This is a genomic window from Pseudomonas sp. TE4620 (assembly GCF_056279045.1).
This window is the reverse complement of record NZ_JBWBQO010000001.1, coordinates 3,935,806-3,957,433: the sequence shown is the minus strand read 5'-3', so window position 1 is coordinate 3,957,433 and position 21,628 is coordinate 3,935,806. Positions and strand designations below refer to the sequence as shown.

The following is a 21,628-nucleotide window of genomic DNA, read 5'->3' as shown; positions in this document are numbered from 1 at the left end:
AGGGCTGCGGAAAACCCTCACATGCGAATGAAAAATATTCTCAAATTACTGTTTGCGTTCGATCCGCACCCGACCGTCGGCAAGGTTCACCGCCTTGATCGGCAGCAGCACTGGCAGCGCAGTGAGCAGGGCGTCAGGGTCGTTGACGTCGAGATTGCCCGAGACCTTGTAGCGGCCCAACGAGGGATCGGCGAGCAGCACCGGTGCAGTACGGTAGAGCGATAATTCGTCGATCAGGCTGGCCAGTTCGCGGTTGCGAAAACTCACGTGGCCGCTGCGCCAGTCGGCGATTTCTGCTGCGCTCAGGTTGTGCACGTTGAGGCTGCCGCGGGCCAGGTCATAAACCGCTCGCTGGCCGGCGCTCAGTAGCAGCGGCGGGCGATTCTCGCCGGGGGTTTCCAGCGCTACCTGGCCGTGGGCGACGCTGAGCACCAGCTCCTGCTGGCCGCGGCGCAGGTCGAAACCGGTACCCACCACGCGTACCCGGGCGTTGCCGGCATCGACGAACAGCGGCCGCTCCATGTCGGGCGCCACTTCGATGTACAGCTGGCCCTGGTCGAGGCGAATCAGCCGGCGTTCGTTGTCAAAACTCAGGCTCAGCCGGGTGCGGGCGTTGACGTCCAGCTGGCTGCCATCGGGCAGGGCCAGGTGTTGTGGGCGTTCGCTCTGCGCGGCCAGTTGTTGCTGGTGATGGCGGTTCGGCAGGCCGAGGTTGGCCGCCAGCAGCGCACACACCAGCCCGGCGGCGATGGCCAGGGCCGGGCGCCAGCGCAACGGTTGGCGGCTGGGCAGGGCGACCGGTTTGTTCAGGCTCTTGAGCGCAGCCAGGTCGTCCCAGAGCTGTTCGAACTGGGCATAGGCGCGGGCATGCTCGGGGTTTTGCAGCCACTGAGCGAAGGCCTTGCGGGCTGTGCGCGAGTTGTCGTTGCGGTTACGGGTAAACCAGCTGGCCGCCTGGGCATCGATGCTGCGCTTATCGACTTCAGGAGTGGGGGTCATTCTGGCTGCTCCATGCCGTTGTCACTGTCCAGGCGATGCTTGCAATGCAGCAGGGCCGCGGCGATGTGCTTTTCCACCATGCTTACGGAAATGCCCATGCGCGTGCTGATCTGCGCCTGCGTCAAACCTTCGAAGCGGTGCAGCATAAGGGCTTCGCGGCGGCGCGGCGAGAGTTCGGCGAGGACAAGTTTCAATTGTTCCAGGCGTTGTTGCTGCTGGGCATGCTTGAGCGGGTCGCTGGCGGTGCCGGCCGGTGTCTGTTCGCTGGCCTGGGCATCCTCGTCGAGCACGCTGTGGCGCACCTTCTGCCGACGCCAGTGATCGCTGAGCAGGTTGCGCGCCATCTGGAACAGAAACGCCCGTGGTTGCTCGACCCGCGCCCGGTCGCGATAGCCCAGCCACTGGGTGAACACGTCCTGGGTCATGTCTGCCGCATCGTTGGCATTGTCCATGCGCTTGCGCAAAAAATGCAGGATGTCGGCATAGAACCCGCGGCAGGTGTCGTGGGCAAAAGGGTCGGGTTTGGGGCGCGGCATGCAAGCTTTCCAGGACGGACCGGAGAGAAAGGTTGCGAATGGTATCGAGAATAATTGTTATTTACCATGCCTGTTTTTGTCGCCGCTCAATGCCGCTTGCGGATCGGCACCGGCACCGGCACTTCCAGCCCGGGCGCTCCCAGCGGGTGGCTGCTGGCATCGAAGAAGTGCAATTGCAGCGTGGGCATATCGGCAAAGCGCTGCACGTAGTGCTGCTTCTGGCTGATGATCGAGGCTGCGCTTAACGGCCGGATGGCGATGGTCAGGTGCGCCGGGCGTGCTTGCTTGATCGCCTCCAGCAGGTGGCGGTCGGTGCTGTCCAGGTGCTGGCCGAAAATGCACAGGCCGCCTTGATGGCCGGCCAGTTCACCAAGCGCCCAGCTTAAGTAATCGGAACTGCGGATGGCCTTGAGCTTGTCGTCGCTGCTGCTTTCGTTGACGAACAGCGGCACATCACCGGGGGTGTTGACGGCAAAGCCGTCGAGCAACTGGCCGTCGCTGGCGCTGCGCTGGCGGGTGCTGCCGTCCTGCTGCTTGAGCAGGTGCAGGCCGCCGTGCAGGTACAGCAGGCGCGTGCCCGGGCCGCGAGTGCGGCGGATATCGAAGTTGCCGTCTTCGTCGAACAACTGCTGGAAACCTTCCGGCTTCTGGCTGGCGGCCCAATGGCAGATCAGGTCGTAGTTGCTGGAGTAGACGCTCTGGTAGTTGCCCAGCTCGCGGTTGATCTGTTGCAAGGTCTGGCTTGGCAGCATGCGCCAGGGGATGTGCACGCTGCGGATGGCGTGGATCAGCGCTTCCTTGATCGCGTAGTAGCGGTTCAGCGGCGCCGAGGAACTGATCGCCAGCGCGGCGTTGATCCGCACCGTGGTGTTCAGGGCACTGAGCACCGGTTCGAACAGCTCGCTGCCCAGCGACTTGAACAGCGCCTGATCGCTCAGGTTCAGGGGCTTGTGCCGCACCCGCTGGGCCTCCTCGAACAGCGAGAAGTAGCTGAACGGCCGCCACAGTGCACGGCTGGCGCCATTGCCCAGCAGCAGGCCGCTGCAGGGGTGACTGGCGTTCAGGTCTGGCCAGTGGTTGAGGCTGGCGTCGAGGTCGGCGTGGGGCATCGGGCATCTCTGTGGCAGGGCAGGCAATCGCCGGCGACTTTAGCATGCAACCGGTCTGTCATCAGCGTTGGCGACTATGCTGGATTCGCTGCGCAGCAAAGGAAGCCTGAAGATGTTCAAAACCGTTAAACATGTATGTTGCCTGGCGCTATTGCCGCTGGCGGCGCTGGCCGAGGCCGGGCCGGGCACTGAATTGGCCAGGGCGCAGGGCATTGCCTACCCGGCGGTGATCGCCCATCGCGGCGCCTCGTATGATGCACCGGAGTCCACGGCGCCGGCCTACCGGCTGGCACGGGAGCTGGGCGCCGATTACCTGGAGCTGGACCTGCAACGCTCCAGCGACGGCGTGCTGGTTGCTGTGCATGACGATAACCTGCTGCGCACCAGCGACGTGGCCGAGCGCTTTCCCGAACGCCAGGACCAGCCGGTGAGTGCCTTCACCCTGGCCGAGCTGAAATCCCTGGACGTCGGCAGCTGGTTCAACAAGGCCTACCCCGAACGTGCCCGGGCAAGCTTCAAGGGTTTGAAAATCCAGACCCTCGATGAAGTCATGGGCATCGCCGCGGCCAATCCGCAGCGCCAGCCCGGCTTGTACATCGAAACCAAGGTGCCGAACCTGTTTCCCGGTATCGAAGCCGACCTGAACAAAGCCCTGCAGGCCCGTGGCTGGCTCGAGCGGCCGGGCAGGGTGGTGCTGCAGAGCTTTGACCGCAACAGCCTGGCGCTGCTGCACCAGCACATGCCCCAGGTGCCCAAGGTGCTGTTGCTGTGGATCGGCAAGGGCAGCATCGAGCCCGCCTCGCAGCAGACCTTCGCCGAATCCGGTGAAACCGACAAGGCCGCCTTCTATGCCCGTCAGCAACCCCGGGACAAGGCCGAGTTCGTGCGCTGGCTGGATTACGCCAAGGCCGCCGGCGCCATCGGCACCGGACCTTCGGCGGCGCTGGCCGGGGGCGGCGCGCAGAGTTACGCCGACCTGGTGCAGCCGTGGATGAACCAGCTCAGCCACGACAAGGGCCTGCTGGTGCACGTGTACACCGTCGATGAACCGGTGGATTTTCGCCAGGTGCTGGAGGCGGGTGTGGACGGCATCTTCAGCAACCGCAGCGGCCAGCTGCTGCGCTATCTGGGCCGCCCCAGTGCCCGCAGCGAGGCGCAGATCCTGCGTGCCGAGGGCTACTGAGAGGCTGGCTGGCGCCGCGCGGCTGCCGTAGACTTCGCGCCTTGCACGGACTTTCAGGACACTGCCCCGATGACCTTTTCGCTGCTGCTCGCGGTAATCGCTTCCGGTTTTATCTACGGTATTACCCCGGGCCCCGGCGTGCTGGCGGTGCTCGGCATTGGCGCCACCCGCGGGCGCCGCGCCGGCGCGGGGTTTCTTTGCGGGCACTTGCTCGGCGATGTGCTGTGGTGCAGTACCGCATTGGTGGCGATCGTCGGTGCCCGGCAAATCGGCAGTTCGGTGTTCGACATCCTCGGTGTGATCAGCGGCCTGTACCTGTTCTGGCTGGGCATGCGCGCCTTGCGCAGCCGCCCGGGCAGTGGCGACGGCGAGCAGGGGCCGGTGCGCAAGCCGTTCTGGCATGGCGTGGTATTTGGCCTGACCAACCCCAAGGCCTACCCGGTGGCGGTGGCGACGTTCACCGCCTTGCTCTCGAGCCGCGCCGAAGCGCTGGACTGGTCGATGCTGCCAGCCTTGATCGCCCTGAGCTTTGTTGGCGGCTTGCTGGCCTACCTGATTCTGATCGGCGTGGTCGGTGCCCGTCATGTGCGCACCCTGTACACCCGCTACGAGCTGTGGATCACCCGCGCCTGCGGGGTGATGTTCATTGGCTTTGCCGTCAATGCCCTGGCCCACGCCTTGCCGGGGCTGCTGCCGCGCAACAGCTGAGGGCTGGCAGAAGGCCGCACAGGTATGTGAGAATGATATGAATTCCTATTCATGTTCATCTTCCACGCCGGACCTTCATGACTTCGCTCTCCATGCCCTGGACCGCCGCTGCTCCGGCCCTGCAGGCGGTCGTCGACGATCTGCTGGCCAATTACAGCGACCTGCGCCGTTACCTGTGCGGCCGTCTGCGCAACCCGGATGATGCCGCCGACATTGCCCAGTCAAGCTTTGCCCAGGCTTACGCCCATGCTCTGAACGCGCCAGTGGTCAACGCCCGGGCGTTACTGTTCCAGGCCGCGCGCAATCTGTGCATTGATCAGTACCGGCGGCGCAGCAACGAGCTGGCGGCGCTGGAAGACTGGCTGACCCGCGTCGATGTGCTGAGCCCCAGCGTCGAAGACATCATCATCGCCCGCGAGCAGCTGCAGCAATTGATCGAGCGTATCGAGCGCATGCCGCGCCTGCGCCGCGAGGTGTTCGTCCGTGTGCGTCTGCACGGCCAGCCCCATCGCCAGGTATGTGCTGAACTTGAGCTGTCGGCCAAGGCCGTAGAGCTGCACATCGCCCGGGCGGTGTTCGATTTGTCCGAGCTGAGCCTGGCGGCACGGCATGTCTGAGTCGTCGCCGGTTTCTCCACGCAAGGTGCAGCAAGCCCTGACCTACCTGGCCGCGCTGAACAGCGACGACCCGCAGCGGGTGCAGCAGACACGTGGCCAGCTGGAGCGTTGGCGCGGCAAAAGCAGTGAGCACGAACGGGCCTGGCAAGAGGCCGAACAACGCTGGCAACTGGTGCATCGGCTGACCCCGCAACTGCGCACGGCAGTAACCCCGGAGCCGGTTAATCTCAGTCGTCGGCGTCTGCTGCGCCAGGGCGGCGGCTTGCTGGTGGCGGTGGCCGGGGCCAGTTGGCTGGGCTGGTTGTGGCGGCGTGCGCCGCAGTTCGATCGCCTGCTGCAAACCGTGCATGCCGAGCCGCCGCGGCAGGAGATTCTGCCCGATGGCAGCCAATTGTTGCTGGCGGCCGAAACCAGCTTGCGCATCGAGTACAGCAACGGCTTGCGCCAGGTGCGCCTGCTGCAGGGCAATGTCTATTTCGATGTGGCGCGCGAGCGCTTGCGACCGTTTCTGATCAGCACCCGCCTGGGCGAGGTGGAAGTGCTGGGCACGGCCTTCAGCGTCAGCGATCGCGGTGGCGAGATTCAGGTCGCGGTGGCTCGCGGGCGGGTCGAGGTGCGTGGCCTGCGTGAGGGCTCGCAGGTGTTGCAGGCGGGTGAGCGCATCAACCTCGACGCATACGGGCGCCTGCTCGCGCGCAGGGCTGATGCGCATGCTGCAGCGAGTCTTGAGCATTGGCAGCGGGGCTGGTGGTCGTTTACCGATACGCCGCTGGCCGAGGTAATCGCCGAGGTCAACGCCTATGCCCTGCAACCGGTGACCCTCGCGGCTAGCGCCGCCCAGTTGCACCTGACCGGTAGCTTCCCCAGCAACCAGCCGGAAATGCTCCTGCAGGCGCTGCCGAAAATCCTCCCGGTGAGCCTGGTCAACCAGGGGCAGCAGCGCACCCTGCAACGGCGCTGAAAATAATTTTGAGGGGTAACGCCGAGGTGGCCCGTCTTCATCGCTGAACCCACCTCTGCAAGGACAGATCATGTCGCTTCCCCATGCCCGCCCGGCACACCCTGTGGCTTTTCCCGGCACCCTGCGTCGATTGGCGCTGGCCTGTGCCCTGGGCAGCGCCAGCCTGTTGCCGTTGAGCGCGGCCCATGCCGGCGCTCTGGCCGCCGATGCGCAGGCCTTGAGCCTGAACCTGCCGGGCCAGTCCCTGGAAGCCGCGGTGCATGCCCTGGCCCGCGAAGCCGGGGTGGCCATCGCCGCCGACAGCCAGTTGCTGGCTGGCCGTAGTGCCCCGGCCTTGCAGGGTCGGTTCACCTTGCAGCAGGCCTTGCAGCGCTTGCTGGCCAACAGTGGCCTGGTGGCCAGCGAAGAGAACGGCGTGATCATTCTGCGCAGCCTCGACAGCGATGGCGCCCTGACCCTTGGCGAGCTGAACATCAACGCCAACAGCAACGCCAACGGCATCCCCGAGACCTACAGCGGTGGCCAGGTCGCCCGTGGCGCGCGGCTGGGCATGCTGGGCAATCGCGAGGTGATGGAGACGCCGTTCAACGTCACCGCCTACACCGCCCAGCACATGGAAAACCAGCAAAGCGGCACGGTTGGCGCGGTGCTGCGCAACGACCCGTCGATCCGCTTCAGTACCGGCGAAGGCCACGCCTACGAGAACTTCATGATTCGTGGCTACTCCCTCGATTCCACCGAGCTTGCGCTGAACGGCCTGTACGGCCTGGCCCCGGACGGCCACGTGGCGACCGAGTTTCTGGAACGTGTCGAGGTGCTCAAGGGCCCCGGCGCCTTGCTCAACGGCATGGCGCCCAACGGCGGTGTCGGCGGGGTGATCAACCTGGTGCCCAAGCGCGCCGGCGAAGCACCGCTGACGCGCCTGACCAGCAGCTACGTGTCCGACGCTTATATCGCCAACCATATCGACCTGGGCCGGCGCCTGGGCGATGAGCAGCGTTTCGGCATCCGCTTCAACGGCGTCTACGGCAGCGGCGAAACCGGTGTCGACCAGCAGTCCAAGGACCGCACCCTGGCGTCGCTGGGCATGGACTATCGCGGCGATGGCTGGAAGCTCGAGCTGGACGCTTACGAAAGCCATGAAAAGCTCGAAGACGGCAGCCCGATGATGGCCGGCTTCAGCAAGCTGGGGCATGTCACCAAGGCGCCGAAACCGGACACCAACATCCTCGACGGCATCTACGCCAAGCAAGTCAGCAAGGCCGTGGTGCTGCGCGGCGAATACGACCTCAACGATGACTGGACCGCCTACGCCAGCGTCGGCAGCGCCCGCACCCGCTACAAGGGCTTTCTCAATGGCACCCGGGTGATCGTCACCGGCGCCAACGGCGATGCCAGCGGCGAGACCTACAACCAGGCCGGCTACACCCACAGCCTGTCCACCGAAGCCGGGGTACGTGGCAACTTCGTCACCGGCCCGGTGAACCACCAGGTGGTGTTGAGCACCACCTTGCTGCACCAGGACATCGGCCGCGCCGCCACCGTCACCAGCAAGAAATACGTGACCAACATCTACCACCCGGGCAAGCCGATCATTGCCGGCGATATCGGCTCCAGCGACAAGACCGGCGACAACACCCTGTCCAGCTTCGCCGTCGCCGACACCCTGGGCTTTATCGACGACAAGGTGCTGCTGACCCTGGGCGTGCGTTCGCAACGGGTGCGGCAGAAGATGAGCAACCCGGCCTACGACGAACGCGCCCTGACCCCGGCCCTGGGCCTGGTGCTCAAGCCCTGGGACGCGCCGGTGTCGCTGTACGCCAACTACATCGAAGGCCTGACCCAGGGCGGCATGGTCACCGACCTTGCCGCTGCCAACTACGGCGAGCAGTTCGCCCCGTACAAGGCCAAGCAGATGGAGGCCGGGGTCAAGTGGGACCTGGGCGACTTCACCCACACCCTCAGCGTGTTCCAGATCGAGAAGCCGAGCATGCTTCTGGACCGCGCCAGCAACCGTTACACCGACGATGGCGAGCAGCGTAACCGTGGCGTGGAATGGAACCTGTTCGGCTCGCTGACCCCGAGTGTGCGCCTGCTCGGTGGCGTCACCTACACCCGCGCCGAACTGACCCGCACCGCTGGCGGCAGCTTTGACGGCAACACCGCCCGTGGCGTGCCGGCCTGGTCGGCCAACCTCGGCGCCGAGTGGGACACCCCCTGGATCGAGGGCCTGACCCTGACCGCGCTGGGCATCCACAGCAGCTCGCAATACCTCGATAGCGCCAACGACCTGAAGATCCCGCAATGGACCCGCTATGACCTCGGCGGTCGCTACAGCACGCGTATCCTCAGCAAGGACGTGGTGCTGCGCGCAAGCCTGGAGAACGTCGAGAACCGCGCCTACTGGGCCGGAGTGTTCAACGACGGTTACGCCACGGTCAGCGAGCCGCGCACGCTGAAACTCTCCGCCAGCATCGATTTCTGAGGTGACCATGCAAATATTCAATCAATGGCGCTGCGCCCTGGCGCTGGCCCTGTGCATGAGTGGCAGCGCGATGGCCAGTAGCGGCAACCTCCTGCAACCTGGGCAAACCGTCAGCGCCAGCTTTGCCCAGGGCCAGCAACCGGTCTGGACCTTGCAGCTCAAAGCCGGCGACCTGGTTCAGGGGCGGCTGCAGGGCGATGCCAGCCTGCGCCTGCTCGATGCCCAGGGCCAACCTGTACGGCTGCTCATCGATGGCCAGGACCAGCCGCGCGAGTTCATTTTCATCGCCGAGCGCGATGGCGCCTATGGCCTGCGCGCCGAGGCGCTGGCCAGCCGCGCGCAAGCCACTTATGCACTGACCCTGAAGCAAGTAATCGCGGCCAGCGAGCAGAAGCGCACGGCCGCCCCGTTGCCAAGCCCGACCCTGCGCGAGTTGCAGCAACAGCTGGCTCAGGGCGCGAGTACCGAAGCCTTCTGGCAGGCCCGTCAGCAGCAGGGCACGCCGATGGTCGAAAGCGTGGCAGACCAGCCCGGCATGGCCCTGGTGACCTTCCTCTGGCGCGGAGCGCGGGACAACGTGCGGGTGTTCGGCGCGCCCTCGGGCAATCATGATGAACTGCAACGCCTGGGCGACAGCGACGTGTGGTTTCGCAGCTATCTGCTGCCGGCGTCTGCGCGCTTGAGCTACCAGATGGCCCCGGACGTGCCGGCCTCGGATGATCGGCGGATGATCCTCGCCAGCACCCGCCGCGATCCACTCAACCCCAACGGCTTTGCCGATGGCAGCGGCGACCCGTTCCTCTCGCGCTCACGCCTGGAATTGGCGGCAGCGCCTGCGCAACCCTGGGTTGCCGAGCGTCCCGGCATTGCTCGGGGCAGCCTGGAACGCAAGGTGTTGAGCAGTAAATTGCTCGGCAACGAGCGTGACGTTTACCTGTACCGCCCGGCGCAGTGGCAGCCGGGCGCCAAGGGCCAGGGTTTGCTGGTGCTGTTCGATGCCCACGCCTATACCCGCCAGGTGCCGACCCCGACGATTCTCGACAACCTGATCGCCGATGGCCTGATCGCGCCGACCGCGGCGTTGATCATCGCCAACCCCAGTGACCTCAGCCGCCAGCAGGAACTGCCGCCCAACCCGCAGTTCGCCCGCTTCATGGCTGAAGAACTGATGCCCTGGGCGCGCCGGCAAGGTCTTGCGGCAGCGTCAGAACGCACGGTGGTGGCCGGTTCCAGCTACGGCGGCCTGGCGTCGGCCTACCTGGGTCTCAAGCACCCGCAGCTGTTCGGCAATGTCTTGAGCATGTCCGGTTCCTACTGGTGGGGACGTGAGGGCGAAGAGCCGGGCTGGCTCACCCGCGAATACGTCAAGGCGCCCAGGCAAGCGCTGCGCTTTTACCTGCAGTCGGGCCTGTTCGAAGGGCCGAAAATCCTCGACACCAACCGCCATCTGCGTGACGTTCTGCTGGCCAAGGGGTATGCGGTGGAGCAGGTCGAGTACCCGGCCGGGCATGATTATTTGCAGTGGCGGGGCAGCCTGCCGTGTGGCTTGATCAGCTTGATCGGCGAGGTGCAGCAGTTGCCGAAAGCCTGTCAGCCAGGCTGACGGCGGGGCTCAGCGAGAAAGCGCCTCAAGAACATGTTCAGGGTCGTTGTGTATCGCCCTCAGCAAGGCTTTGGCCGGACCTGTGGGCTCCCTGCGGCCCTGTTCCCAATTGCGCAACGTGCCAACTTGGACGTCGATCATGGCGGCAAACTTGGCCTGCGACAGGCCGGTTGCCTTGCGGATGGTTTTGACCTGAACAGCATCGATAGAGAACTCGCGTGACGGCTGGCGTTCGCCGCGGACGATTTCGTCCATCTGCTTTACGCTCTCCATCAGTTCGTCAAAGAATGCACTCACGCTTACCTCCAGTTCTCGATAACGGCCTTCAGTGCTTTTCGTTGGTTCGGGTCGAGGTCCTGTTGTTCGTTCTTGGAGTAGATGAACAGCATTGCAATTTGTGACGCCGAAACAAAGTGGTAGTAGATGACCCGTAGCTATGACTTCATCTTTCGATACCGTCGTGTTTCAGCGTTCACCAGGAGCCCCAAGGCTAATAGCTCCAGGTCGGACACGTCAGAGGCGTGCATCCTGAAAAGATGTGGGACGGATCTTCATTTGTTCTCTTCCTTACGACTGCGATTGCGCCACAACCGATACGCCCGGATCCCCGAGCGTACCGAGCCAAACAACAAGCCGTTCTCCATCTCCCGGGCGATCCCCGAGCGCACCAGCATGCGCAAGAAGCGCCCGCGTGCCCGGGCGATACCGAAGTAGATGCCGCGGGCTGTCAGGGTATCGCGCACTTCGCGCAGGGCAGCAATGCCGCTGACATCGATGGAACTGACCGCTTCGGCATCGAACAGCACCGCGCGCGGCTGCTCCTCGCGCTGCACCGCCTCGAGCAAACGCATCTTGAAGTAGTCGGCATTGAAGAACAGGATCGCATCGTCAAAGCGATACACCACCAGCCCCTGCACCGTGCGCGCATCCTGGTGGCGGCGGATGTCGACCTGGCCCTCGATGCCCGGCACCCAGCCGAGCACCGCATCGGTAGGCTGGTAGATGCTGTAGAGCAAACGCAGGATCGCCAGGGTCACAGCGATGATGATGCCCGGCAGCACACCGACGCCGAGCACGCCGACGGTAGTCAGCACGCACAGCCAGAACTCGAAGCGGCTGAGGCGGTAGATTTTTTTCAGCGACTGCACATCGATCAGCCCCCAGCCGGCCATCAGCAAAACCGCACCGAGGGCAGCCTGGGGAATCCAGGCCATGGGCGTGGTGAAGGCCAGCAGGATCAGGGCGATGACCAGGGCGGCAATAATGCCGACCAACTGGCTTTTGCCGCCGACCATGTCGTTGACCGCGGTGCGCGAGTCGGCGCCGCTGATGGCAAAGCCTTGGGAAACCCCAGCGGCGATATTGGTGACCCCGAGAGCAAGGAACTCATGGTTGGCGTTGATCGCATAGCCATGGCGGGCAGCAAAGCTGCGGGCAGTCAGCATGGCGCTGCAAAAGCTCACGGTGGCGATACCCAGGGCGTCGCGCAACAGGCTTTTCATTTCTTCCAGATTGGTTTGCGGCCAGGCCAGTTCCGGCATGCCGGCCGGCACCGGGCCGAGGATCGCCACGCCAAAGCGGTCGAGGCCAAACAGCCCGACTACCAGGGTGGCCACTGCCACGGTGACCAACGCCGCCGGCAGGCGCGGGTAGCGGCGCGGCAACCAGATCAGCAAACCCAGCCCGGCAACGCCGATCACCAGGGTCAGCCAGTGGATTTCGCCCAGGCGCTGCAGCAGGTTGATCAGGCTGAGGACAAAGCCGTTGCCCTCGATCTGAAAGCCCAGCACCTTGCCCAGTTGCCCGGCCAGCAGGCTCAGGCCGATACCGTTGAGGTAACCGATAAGGATCGGTCGCGAGAAGAAACTGGCAATGAACCCGGCTCGCGCCAGCCCGGCACCGATCAGCATCAGGCCAACGAGGATGGTGACAATCACCGACAACTGCGCCAGCCGCGCCGGGTCGCCCATGGCCAGTGGCGCAATGGCCCCGGCGACCATGGCGCAGGTGGCGGCATCCGGGCCGACCATCAACTGCCGCGAACTGCCGATCAGCGCATAGACCATCATCGGCAGGATGCACGCGTACAGCCCGTACTGCGGTGGCAGGCCGACGATCTGCGCATAGGCGATGGCGATGGGAATCTGGATCGCCGCCACCGACAGGCCGGCCTGCAGGTCATGACGAAACCATTCGCGGCGGTACTGCAACAGATTGGCCAGGCCAGGCAGCCAGCGGGAGAGAAACATGCACGGATCCTTTCGAGTGTTTCGCGGTGGGCTATTAAAGCGCAGCGCGCGGCGCCTGGGCAGGGCGCCAAGTCAAAAACACTGCTGTTAAGTCTGGCTCAAGCCGTGGAGAATGCCGGCCGATTACAGGGACAGTGAATGGATACCGATGGAACGCAGGATCAATCGCTGGAAAAAGCGCGCAATGTTGCTGAGCCTGGCCTGGTGCTGTAGTGCCCAGGGCCAGGGCGACATCTTTGGTAGCGGCGGCGACGTCGATGGCATGTTGACCCTTGGAGCCACGTTTTATCTGCCCTTCATGCTCACTGGCGCAACCACTTATGGACCCACCATGGCCTCTGAGGCCAGTTCCGGCAAAGATGGCAAACGCGTGATGGCGCAGGCTCGCGACGATGCTGCGGCGTTCATTGCCAGCGACGGGGCTTACCGGGGTGTCTATCTGGAATCGGCGTTGAACTGGTTGCGTAGCGAAGGGCGTGCGCCAGGCGCAACGGATCGCGACCTGGCCCAGGGAATACTGGTGCTGGCAGCAGCCGAAGCGAAGGGGATCTAGCGAAACAGCCACCAGGGCGGTGGCCAAGGCCTCAGCGGCGCTGAAACCTGAAGGAAGCTGGAGCGGGTGAAGGGAATCGAACCCTCGTTATCAGCTTGGGAAGCTGGAGTAATGCCATTATACGACACCCGCTTTCAGGGCTGACTTTGTACCAGAACTTCGTCGCGATTTGAAGCCCTATGTTGCTTAAGCGTCATCTGCCGGTGGCCAGTAGCGCGAGGTCGTGCATCTTCTGTTTGGCCTTTTGGGCCGTTGATGCAGGAGGCTGCGCTACCGGCGACCGTGTCGCTCAGATAGCCAGTGCATGATGCTCCTGGGTGTAGCTGTAACGCGGGCGCGATTCCTTCAGGGCAGGTTTGAGAAAACCCAGCAGGGCTTCGCGGGTATCGCGGCAGGCGGCCTTGTGTTCCATGTCGAGGAAGTGGCCGGTGGCGCGGATCTCGCGAAAGTGGCTGTTGCGCACGTGTTGGCCGAACTGGCGGGCATCTTCGGTGGTGGTGTATTCGTCCCACTCGCCATTCATGAACAGCACCGGAATGTCGATCACCCGCGCCGCCCGCAGGGCATTGCCCAGGTCGTGGTCGAGCACCTGGTTGATGTGAAAGTGCATCTGCGCGTATTCGTGGTTGTCCAGGCTGCTGACGTGGCGGTAGTTGAAGCGCTTGAACAGCGACGGCAGGTGCTTGCCGATGGTGTCGTTGACCAGGTTGCCGACCCGGTAACGATCGCAAGCGCTCAGGTACTGGCAGCCGCGTTCGAGGTAGTCGCGCATCGGTTCGTTGATTACCGGCGAGAACGAGCTGACCACCGCCTTTTCGATGCGCCGCGGCTTGTGCGCCAGGGCCAGCAGGGTGCAGGCGCCGCCCCAGGAGAAGGACATGACATGATCGGCGCCAAAGTGGTCGATCAGCTCCAGGAGGATCTGCCCTTCGGTTTCCTTGGTCAGCAAGTGTTCGTTGCGGTTGTGCGCCTTGGACTTGCCGGCGTAGGGCTGGTCATAAAGCACCACGTTGAATTGCGGGTGCAGGTTGCGCACCGTCTGGGCAAACGAGGCCGTCGTGGCCAGCGAGCCATTGATCAGGATGATCGTCTTCTCAGCGGCATCTGCGCGATAGAACTCCGTGTAAACCCGATACTGACCTTGTATATCAAGCACAGCGATTTCTGGCCTCATGTCGTCGACTCCTGGCGCAAAAAGGGTGTTCGCACATGCAAGGATGCGCGTTCTTTATGACAGGTAGGCATACGCCTTGAAGAGAAGCTGAGGGCCCTGGTCGATCCATGTGGCACGTTGGTCGACCGGTATTGTTCTAGGAGGGCAATCTGCCGGACGCCGGGGCTTCGAGGCACTGGTCGCTGGCAAAAAGGTGTCTTGGACTACGATCGTGACTGGCTGGTCACATGCAGACCGACGATTGGATTCAAGCAGGCACCCGGCCAACCCGCAAGTGCCTTTCGGGCAATTGACGAAAATTTTCCGCCAGGCGGTCGCAGGCTCAGATTGCCCGGATTTCTTCAGGGTAGAGCGCGCGGTACTGACCGGGCTGCAGGTCGGGGTCCAGCTGCAACGGGCCCATGCGTTCGCGGTGCAGGCGCACGACCTTGTTGTCGAAGTGGCCGAACATGCGCTTGACCTGGTGGTAGCGGCCTTCGACGATGCTCAGGCGCGCGCTGCGTGGGCCGAGCAAGGTCAATTCGGCGGGCAGGGTGGTGAGGTCTTCAAAGGCGAAGTAGAAACCCTGGCGGAATTTCTCGATGTAGTGCTCGCCGATCTCCTGCTCGGTCTCGACGTAGTAAACCTTGGGCAGCTTGGTCTGCGGCTGGGTCAGGCGCCGCGACCACAGGCCATCGTTGGTCAGCAGCATCAGCCCGGTGGTGTTGAAGTCCAGGCGCCCGGCGATGTGCAAATCTTCGGTGTCGGCTTGGTCGATCAACTCGATCACCGTGGGGTGCTGCGGGTCCTGGGTGGCGCTGACGCAGCCCTGGGGCTTGTGCAGCATCAGGTAGCGCAATGGGCGCCCGGCCTGCAGCAGTTGCTCGTCGACCTCGATGCGGCTGAATTCGCGCACCTCGAAGCGTGGATCGCTGACCTGCTGGCCATCCACGCGCACGCGCCGTTCGACCAGCACCAAACGCACGTGCTGACGGCTGAAGCAGGGCAGGTTGCTGAGGAAGCGATCGAGACGCATACAAAACCAGGTGCAGGGCGCGACAGTTTAACCGGCTGGCGTGGCCTTGGCTGCCTGCAATTGCGCCTCGACCTCGGCGCAGCGCGGGCACAGGCAGGCCTGGTTGCGCAGTTCGGCGGGCAGGGCTTCGAGTACCTTGGGGTCGATGCTCACGCCGTAGCACCAGCAGGCCTGGGCGGCCGTGCGCGGGTCGGCCAGGCTGCAATCGTTGCTGGCGCCGCAGGCGGGGCAGCGGCGGCTGTCATTCATGATCGGGGCTGTTCATGGTCGGTTCGGGGTATCTCGCTGCAGACACGGTTGCGCCCACTTTGTTTGGCCCGGTACAGGGCACGGTCGGCGCGGGCGATCAGGCTGTGCAGGGTATCGTCGGCCTGCAGGTTGCTCAAGCCGATGCTGGCGGTCAGGTGGATCGGCTGCTCGGCATAGGTAAAGGCCAGGGCCTCGGTCTTGCTGCGAATTTTTTCGGCCACCGCCGCGGCGTTCTGGCTGTCGGTGTCCTTGAGCAGCACGATGAATTCCTCACCACCCCAGCGGCAGATGATATCAGCATGGCGCAGGCATTCCTCCAGCACCTGGGCGAACTGGCGTAGCACTTCGTCGCCGGCCAGGTGGCCATGGGTGTCGTTGAGCGCCTTGAAGTGGTCGAGGTCGATCAGCAGGGCGATCAGCGGCTTGGGTTCGCGCTGGGCTTCTTGCAGCGCTTGCGCGGCCAGCAGGTCGAAGCCACGGCGGTTGGGCAGGCCGGTGAGGCTGTCGAGGGTGGCCAGGGCTTCGATGTTGTCCTGATGGCGCTTGACCATGGCATTGAGCAGCGACAACACCACCAGGGTGATCATCGCGCAGATCGCCAGGTTCAGGTACAGCGACTGGCGAATGGCATCCATGGCGCCGTCTTCGCGCTTGTCGACGAACAGGTACCAGTTCAGCTCCGGCACCAGGCGCACGTTGAGGAAATGACTATGGCCATCGCTGCTGTTGTATTCATGGCTGCCGCTGACCGGTTGTGGCATTTGCCCGAGCCCGTCCAGTTCGACCAGCGGCTGCCCGGTCCTGGCGCCATGGGGACCGCCATTGGAGCCGGTAAGTACGATACGCCCCTGCGGATCGACGAAGAACACCTGGCGCTGGTAGCGCTGCTGGTAATCGTCGATCAGGCGGATCACCGCCTCGACCGTCAGGCCGATGCCGGCAACGCCGATGAACTTGCCGTCGTAATCGAACACCCGGTAGTTGATGAACACCGTGAGGCGGTCCTGGTTGGCCATGTCGAGGTCGACGTTGATCTCGTAGGGCGTGTTCATTTTCAGTACCCGCTGGTACCAGGCATCACGGGGTTCTTGCGGGTCGATTTTCTTCAGTACGCCTTTGGTCTGGTAATAGATACCGCTGTTGCTGGAGACGAAGAACGCCGTATAGGCGTGGTGCTGGCGCATGATTTCGTCCAGGTAACGGGTGACCTGGGCGGTGTCGCGCTCGCCGCCCAGGGCCCAGTCGCGCAAGAAAGTGTCGTGAGCCATCATCGACGAGATCAGGATCGGGCGTACCAGGTCTTTCTGGATTTCCGAATAGACCGTATCGGAGGTCAGCGGCAGTTCGGTGTTGACGATGTTGTCGCGAATCGAGCTGCGTGAGGCGAAGTAGCTGAGCAGAGAGGTCGCCAAGAAGCCGCAGGCGAGCAACAGCAGTAATGTCAGGATCAGCGAGCGCTGCGAAAACAGGGCGGAACGAGGCGGCATGACATTCCCGGTCTGTAGGCCAATGGCCTTCATTCTAGTGGTGTGGCAGAAAAATAACTTTACGATTTTTAAGGGTATCGGCCTTGTATCAATTTATTGCAGCAATGGCACCGGACCTGGTTTTGACAGTCTTATTCAATGTCGATGAACACTTGCCGATCGACGCCGACCAGCGCCGCTGGGATGGGCAGTTTCGCGGTCCGGGAGGCCGCCATGTATCGCCGACTTTTGCTGCTTGCAGTGTTGGGTTTGCTGACCACCGCCTGTGTCCCCTATGGAGGTAACGGTTACTACCGCACCGAGGTCTACACCGCCGATCGCTATGGCTATCCGGGTTACTACCGGCCGTCGTATCCCTACAGCCGCGGCTACTACGTAGCGCCGCAGCCGCGCTACTACGTGGCACCACCGCCGCGTTACTACGCGCCGCCACCGCATTACTACCGTCCGGCGCCCCACGGCTATTACCGGGAAACGCCGCATAACTACTACAAGCCTTACCCGGGGCGCGGCCATGACCGCTACCGCCAGGGATCGTCACGTCACGAGCGCAGCCGTGACGGCTGGCCGGATCGCAACTGGCGTCGCTGAGGCGCCATTCAGGCCAGGTCCGCCAAGGGGTGACGACCTTCCCACGCCTTGCTGAAATGCGCTTCAACCACCGCCGTTGGCACCTGGGCGATATCTGCCCAGTGCCAGCGCGGTTTTTGGTCCTTGTCGATCAGCCGCGCGCGCACCCCTTCGCTGAACTCCGGATGCTGGCAGCAATTGAGGCTCAGGGTGTATTCCATCTGGAACACCTGGGCCAGCGACAGGTACTTGGCACGCTGGATTTGCTCCCAGACCAGGTGCGCGGTCAGCGGGCAGCCTTCGAGCATGGTCTGCGCGGCCTTGGCCAGCAGCGGGTCGGCGTGGTTGCGCAGCTGGGCGATGGCACGCCAGGCGCACACCGGGTCGGCGACATCCAGCAACGCGTCGATCTGCTGGCGCCTGGGCAGCCACTGGGCTTCGGGCCTTTGCGCCTGGGCGCCGTTCTGCTGGGCCTTGAGCAGGCTGTTGAGCTGCAGGGCGGTCTGCTCCTGCCAGTTCAATTGCAGCAGGTCGTCGAGCAACTCTTCCTGCTGGCTTTCGCCCAGCAGACGGTCGGCCAGGCCCAGGTCGAGGGCATCGCTGGCGTTGATCGGCGCGCCGGTAAGGCCGAGGAACAAGCCCAGCTTGCCGGGCAGGCGCGACAAGAACCAACTGCCGCCGACATCCGGATACAGGCCGATGCTGATCTCCGGCATGGCCAGGCGGCTGCTGGGGGTGACCACGCGTACACTGGCCCCCTGCAACAAACCCATGCCGCCACCCAGCACATGGCCGTGGCCCCAGCAGATCAGCGGCTTGGGGTAGGTATGCAGGCGGTAGTCGAAGCGGTATTCGGCGGCAAAGAACTGCGCCGCCAGGGGCGGTACCCGGCCGGGGTGGTCAAGGCAAGCCTGGGCCAGGCTGCGCACCTCGCCACCGGCGCAGAAGGCCTTGGCGCCTTCGCCGCGCAGCAGCACGCAGACCACATCCGGGTCATCGGCCCAGGCCTTGAGCTGTTCGTCGAGTACCTCGATCATCGGCAGCGACAAGGCATTGAGGGTTTGCGGCGTATTGAGGGTGGCAACGCCGATGCGCGCGCCGTCGACGCCGGTGAGTTCTTCGCACTGTACTGCAGCCATGGGCGACCTCGTGGTTGATCCGCACAAGTATGGCCGCTGCTGGCGATTTCGGCGGTCGCCGGTCGGATCGATTGACAAGCGCAGGCAGCTTTCCTAGTGTCGCGCCATTGTTTTACGGACCCGACCATGACTGACGACGATCGCATCAAACTTGAACCGAGCTGGAAAGAGGCCCTGCGCGCCGAATTCGACCAGCCCTACATGCACCAGTTGCGCGAGTTCCTGCGCGAAGAGCACGCTGCCGGCAAAGAGATCTACCCACCTGGCCCGCTGATCTTCAACGCCCTCAACTCCACCCCGCTGGACCAGGTCAAGGTGGTGATCCTCGGTCAGGACCCGTACCACGGCCCCGGCCAGGCCCATGGCCTGTGCTTCTCGGTGCAACCGGGGGTGGCAACGCCGCCGTCGCTGGTGAACATCTACAAAGAGCTGCAGCGTGACCTCAACATCGAAATCCCCAAGCACGGCTGCCTGCAGTCCTGGGCCGAGCAGGGCGTATTACTGCTAAACACCACCATGACCGTCGAGCGCGCCAACGCCGCGTCTCATGCCAACAAGGGCTGGCAGTTCTTCACCGACCGCATCATCGAAGTGGTCAGCGAGCACCAGCCCAACAGCGTGTTCCTGCTTTGGGGCGCCCATGCCCAGAGCAAGCAGAAACTGATCGATGCCACCAAGCACCTGGTGCTCAAGTCGGTGCATCCATCGCCGTTGTCGGCCTACCGTGGCTTTCTCGGCTGCGGCCATTTCAGCCAGGCCAACCGCTTCCTAAAGCAGTGCGGACTGACCCCGATCGACTGGCGTTTGCCACCGGTTTAACGCCGGGTACCTAGCATTTTTGTCAGTTTCGGCCGATTTGAAATAGGCATCTAATACTTCCAGGTTTTCCACGGCAGCCAGCTACAGGCTCGCTGCCAGGGTGCTCTTCGCTGGAAGGAACTGTCGCCATGGGCTCGGACGATTCTGATGCTACTGATGAACCGGTAAATCCCCGGGAGCGCTACGCCGCGCCGTTCGTTCCGGCCGCTATGGAGTTGACGGAAGATGACGTGCTGGGGCATTTGGTCCGCAGGGAAGACCAGTTACGCCCATTGGAAATCAGCATCAGGGAGATCTGGGCGGATTACAATGCCGCTCCTCCGGGCGTGGATACAAAAGTTGAATTTCTCTGGCGAAACGACGTAGTTGAAACATTTACCTTTTCTCAGCCAGTGATCCCGGATGATGTGATCCCGGTTGTCTGCAAGATGCCCTCGGAGTACATGGCGGCGCCTGGCCCCGCCCGGGTCGAGTACCGCGTTACGGTATCGTTGAACCCGTCCACTTCGCACGCAACGCACCTGTTCATCGATAAGCAGGCGCCCAATGGCGACGAAGAAGGTACACCCCTGCAGTTTGACCAGGAAGTCCTGATCAGCGGCGTTACCGAGGATTATCTCAGCCGGCACGACACGGTCGATGCCCGGGTCGAGCCTTGGCCAGATATCAGGGTGGGCGACCTGCTGACCTACTACTGGGAAAAGTTGCCCGTTATCGATACGGATGAGCAACCACGCGAACTGCCCTATGCCGGTGAGTTGCGCATCACCGATGTCAATGCGCCGATCATTGTGCGATACGATGCGATGCTGGTCCGAGAGAGCGGTTCAGGCCCGCATAACGCCTACTATCGCCTGGAAGATCGAACCGGTAATCGCGGGCCAACGTCCGAGGTCCAGCCAATTGAGGTAGTGCTGGATGAATTGCCGGGCGACCTGCCTGACCCTCGGGTGCCCAGGTTCGATGTCGATGGGCTGATTGACCTGGAAGATGCCCGTGCAGGTGTCGAGGTTCACATCGACGTCATCAGCGACGCACAGCAAGGCGATCAGGTTCAGGTCTACTGGCGCGGGCTGGCGCTTCGCCTCATCACCATTGCCGAGAACCAGCAATGGCCTTTAAAGGCCCCGGTCAGTTGGGCAATTCTAGCGGCAGGAGGTTTTGCTGCACCTTTTGTTGATCGGGTGCACTACACCTGGCGACGCGGTGGGGCTTCGCTCACCTCTTCGACCTTATGGGTAGACATCGACCTGACGGTGGCCGGTCCGCCTCCCGGCCCGGATCCGGTCAACCCCTTGTTGCTACCGGCTGTAGTCAAGGGCACGACAGCCGATAATGTGCTCACAGGCGCCGATGCCGGGCAGGACGCGCGCGTCGAGATCCTTCTGTATGACAACCCGCAATTCGGTCAGGTGCTGGAACTGTTCTGGGGCAGTCATCCGCAGGCGGTGGATCGCTACGAGGTGAAGGCTGAGGATGTTGGCGGGCAATTGAGCGTGCTGAGGGTTCCTTGGGCGATTATCCATAGTGTCGGCAATTCACCTGCCTTGCCGATGCAGTACACCACGTTCAATGGGGTTAACCGGCAACGGTCACCCGTAACATCCGTGCGTGTCGAGGTGCGAGTCATCGAAGGCCTGGCGCCCGCCACCTTTCCAGATGCCAAGACCAATCAATGGATACGTTGCGAAGAACAGCCATGGTTGGGCGTTCGGGTAGAGATCCCCAAAGACCCGCAACTGCAGGTGGATGACAAGCTCATCCTGCTTTGGGAGGGCGACTACAACCAATCGGGCAATAACCCGATCCCTGGAACCCAGGGACGTTTCGAGCATGTTCTGACCCGCGAAGACCTCGAAGCCGAGCATGGCTACAGGTTCACCGTATTGCCCTACGACCCGCTGATCAAGTTGGCGGCTCGAAGTGCGCCGGGTGGGGGGGGCGGTAATGTCCGTTATCGGCTGGAGAAAGGCGACGGTAGTGGTGTGGGGGAGTCGGGGTTGGCCCGTGCGAGGTTGTCAGTCATCGATCTGAGTACGGGCCTGTATTGTGATCTAGAGGCGTGAATACTGTGTTCAAGGATGTTGACTCAATACGCTGAAGTGATTGCGCAGTTGCAATAAACAAGACGACGTTTTGCTCTGAAAAAAGGTTTGGCTTCGCCCCCGCAAT

General features: G+C 63.3%; 20 protein-coding genes, 1 tRNA gene and 1 pseudogene. 10 read left to right on the top strand and 12 right to left on the bottom strand.

The genetic code is table 11. The features are described from left to right. Nucleotides 1–45: 45 nt before the first annotated feature. From ACZ9A3_RS18275 to ACZ9A3_RS18265, 3 genes are all read right to left on the bottom strand, one after another. Nucleotides 46–999, bottom strand: a complete 954-nt coding sequence (locus tag ACZ9A3_RS18275) for a FecR family protein (RefSeq protein ID WP_476252980.1) — start codon at nt 997–999, stop codon at nt 46–48. Next, a complete protein-coding gene (locus ACZ9A3_RS18270; RefSeq protein ID WP_093379999.1) occupies nt 996–1,535 on the bottom strand; it encodes an RNA polymerase sigma factor in 540 nt (179 codons plus the stop codon). The genes ACZ9A3_RS18275 and ACZ9A3_RS18270 overlap by 4 nt, the downstream gene beginning before the upstream one ends. Before the next feature lie 86 nt (nt 1,536–1,621). Continuing rightward, on the bottom strand, nt 1,622–2,644 hold the full coding sequence (locus tag ACZ9A3_RS18265; protein WP_093380001.1) for a DUF4917 family protein: 1,023 nt from the start codon (nt 2,642–2,644) through the stop codon (nt 1,622–1,624). Nucleotides 2,645–2,756: 112 nt separating this feature from the next. On the opposite strand from ACZ9A3_RS18265, the gene ACZ9A3_RS18260 reads away from it, so the two are divergent. The 6 genes from ACZ9A3_RS18260 (at nt 2,757) to ACZ9A3_RS18235 (ending at nt 10,201) form a co-directional block, all read left to right on the top strand. Further along, the gene (locus tag ACZ9A3_RS18260; protein WP_093387320.1) at nt 2,757–3,827 is read left to right on the top strand and encodes a glycerophosphodiester phosphodiesterase; all 1,071 of its coding nucleotides are present in this window, start codon (nt 2,757–2,759) and stop codon (nt 3,825–3,827) included. A 69-nt stretch (nt 3,828–3,896) separates the two neighbouring features. Then, a complete protein-coding gene (locus tag ACZ9A3_RS18255) occupies nt 3,897–4,535 on the top strand; it encodes a LysE family translocator (protein ID WP_045197570.1) in 639 nt (212 codons plus the stop codon). Between the two features lie 77 nt (nt 4,536–4,612). Beyond that, a complete protein-coding gene (locus ACZ9A3_RS18250) occupies nt 4,613–5,152 on the top strand; it encodes an RNA polymerase sigma factor (protein WP_093380004.1) in 540 nt (179 codons plus the stop codon). Continuing rightward, nucleotides 5,145–6,113, top strand: coding sequence for a FecR family protein (locus ACZ9A3_RS18245; RefSeq protein WP_093380007.1), 969 nt, complete (start codon nt 5,145–5,147; stop codon nt 6,111–6,113). The genes ACZ9A3_RS18250 and ACZ9A3_RS18245 overlap by 8 nt, the downstream gene beginning before the upstream one ends. 70 nt (nt 6,114–6,183) lie before the next feature. Then, nucleotides 6,184–8,598: a TonB-dependent siderophore receptor gene (locus ACZ9A3_RS18240; protein WP_476252979.1), complete on the top strand. Its 2,415-nt coding sequence runs from the start codon at nt 6,184–6,186 to the stop codon at nt 8,596–8,598. 7 nt (nt 8,599–8,605) lie between these two features. Then, nucleotides 8,606–10,201 (top strand): alpha/beta hydrolase-fold protein, encoded by a 1,596-nt coding sequence (locus ACZ9A3_RS18235; RefSeq protein ID WP_476252978.1) that lies wholly within the window; start codon nt 8,606–8,608, stop codon nt 10,199–10,201. 9 nt (nt 10,202–10,210) lie between these two features. Here the strand turns inward: ACZ9A3_RS18235 and nadS are convergent, their stop codons facing one another. The 3 genes and pseudogenes from nadS to ACZ9A3_RS18220 form a co-directional block, all read right to left on the bottom strand. Beyond that, nucleotides 10,211–10,498 carry a NadS family protein gene (gene nadS / locus ACZ9A3_RS18230; protein WP_093380013.1) on the bottom strand — a complete coding sequence of 96 codons (288 nt, stop codon included), beginning with the start codon at nt 10,496–10,498 and terminating at the stop codon, nt 10,211–10,213. Nucleotides 10,499–10,500: 2 nt separating this feature from the next. Continuing rightward, nucleotides 10,501–10,632: pseudogene (locus ACZ9A3_RS18225) on the bottom strand (type II toxin-antitoxin system RelE/ParE family toxin); the annotation flags it as partial. A 120-nt stretch (nt 10,633–10,752) separates the two neighbouring features. Then, on the bottom strand, nt 10,753–12,450 hold the full coding sequence (locus tag ACZ9A3_RS18220) for a SulP family inorganic anion transporter (RefSeq protein ID WP_093380016.1): 1,698 nt from the start codon (nt 12,448–12,450) through the stop codon (nt 10,753–10,755). 148 nt (nt 12,451–12,598) lie between these two features. On the opposite strand from ACZ9A3_RS18220, the gene ACZ9A3_RS18215 reads away from it, so the two are divergent. Then, on the top strand, nt 12,599–13,003 hold the full coding sequence (locus ACZ9A3_RS18215; RefSeq protein WP_176794224.1) for a DUF2388 domain-containing protein: 405 nt from the start codon (nt 12,599–12,601) through the stop codon (nt 13,001–13,003). 58 nt (nt 13,004–13,061) lie between these two features. Here the strand turns inward: ACZ9A3_RS18215 and ACZ9A3_RS18210 are convergent. The 5 genes from ACZ9A3_RS18210 to ACZ9A3_RS18190 all read right to left on the bottom strand — a co-directional run bounded on the left by ACZ9A3_RS18210 (nt 13,062) and on the right by ACZ9A3_RS18190 (nt 16,928). Next, nucleotides 13,062–13,135: transfer RNA gene (locus ACZ9A3_RS18210), tRNA-Gly, on the bottom strand. Nucleotides 13,136–13,292: 157 nt separating this feature from the next. Further along, complete coding sequence (locus ACZ9A3_RS18205; RefSeq protein ID WP_045197581.1) at nt 13,293–14,177, bottom strand: alpha/beta fold hydrolase; 885 nt, start codon at nt 14,175–14,177, stop codon at nt 13,293–13,295. Nucleotides 14,178–14,499: 322 nt separating this feature from the next. Then, a complete protein-coding gene (locus ACZ9A3_RS18200) occupies nt 14,500–15,192 on the bottom strand; it encodes a pseudouridine synthase (RefSeq protein WP_476252977.1) in 693 nt (230 codons plus the stop codon). A 27-nt stretch (nt 15,193–15,219) separates the two neighbouring features. Further along, nucleotides 15,220–15,441, bottom strand: coding sequence for a cysteine-rich CWC family protein (locus ACZ9A3_RS18195; protein ID WP_045197585.1), 222 nt, complete (start codon nt 15,439–15,441; stop codon nt 15,220–15,222). Next, nucleotides 15,438–16,928: a sensor domain-containing diguanylate cyclase gene (locus tag ACZ9A3_RS18190; protein WP_045197587.1), complete on the bottom strand. Its 1,491-nt coding sequence runs from the start codon at nt 16,926–16,928 to the stop codon at nt 15,438–15,440. The genes ACZ9A3_RS18195 and ACZ9A3_RS18190 overlap by 4 nt, the downstream gene beginning before the upstream one ends. 213 nt (nt 16,929–17,141) lie before the next feature. Here ACZ9A3_RS18190 and ACZ9A3_RS18185 point away from each other — a divergent pair, with 213 nt between their 5' ends. Next, nucleotides 17,142–17,519 (top strand): hypothetical protein, encoded by a 378-nt coding sequence (locus ACZ9A3_RS18185; RefSeq protein WP_045197905.1) that lies wholly within the window; start codon nt 17,142–17,144, stop codon nt 17,517–17,519. Nucleotides 17,520–17,527: 8 nt separating this feature from the next. Here ACZ9A3_RS18185 and ACZ9A3_RS18180 read toward each other — a convergent pair whose 3' ends face one another. Further along, nucleotides 17,528–18,637, bottom strand: coding sequence for an enoyl-CoA hydratase/isomerase family protein (locus tag ACZ9A3_RS18180; protein ID WP_045197589.1), 1,110 nt, complete (start codon nt 18,635–18,637; stop codon nt 17,528–17,530). A 126-nt stretch (nt 18,638–18,763) separates the two neighbouring features. On the opposite strand from ACZ9A3_RS18180, the gene ung reads away from it, so the two are divergent. Together ung and ACZ9A3_RS18170 are read left to right on the top strand one after the other, a co-directional pair. Then, a complete protein-coding gene (ung, locus tag ACZ9A3_RS18175) occupies nt 18,764–19,456 on the top strand; it encodes a uracil-DNA glycosylase (RefSeq protein ID WP_045197592.1) in 693 nt (230 codons plus the stop codon). A 128-nt stretch (nt 19,457–19,584) separates the two neighbouring features. Continuing rightward, nucleotides 19,585–21,522 (top strand): hypothetical protein, encoded by a 1,938-nt coding sequence (locus ACZ9A3_RS18170; protein ID WP_258594699.1) that lies wholly within the window; start codon nt 19,585–19,587, stop codon nt 21,520–21,522. Nucleotides 21,523–21,628 lie beyond the last annotated feature (106 nt).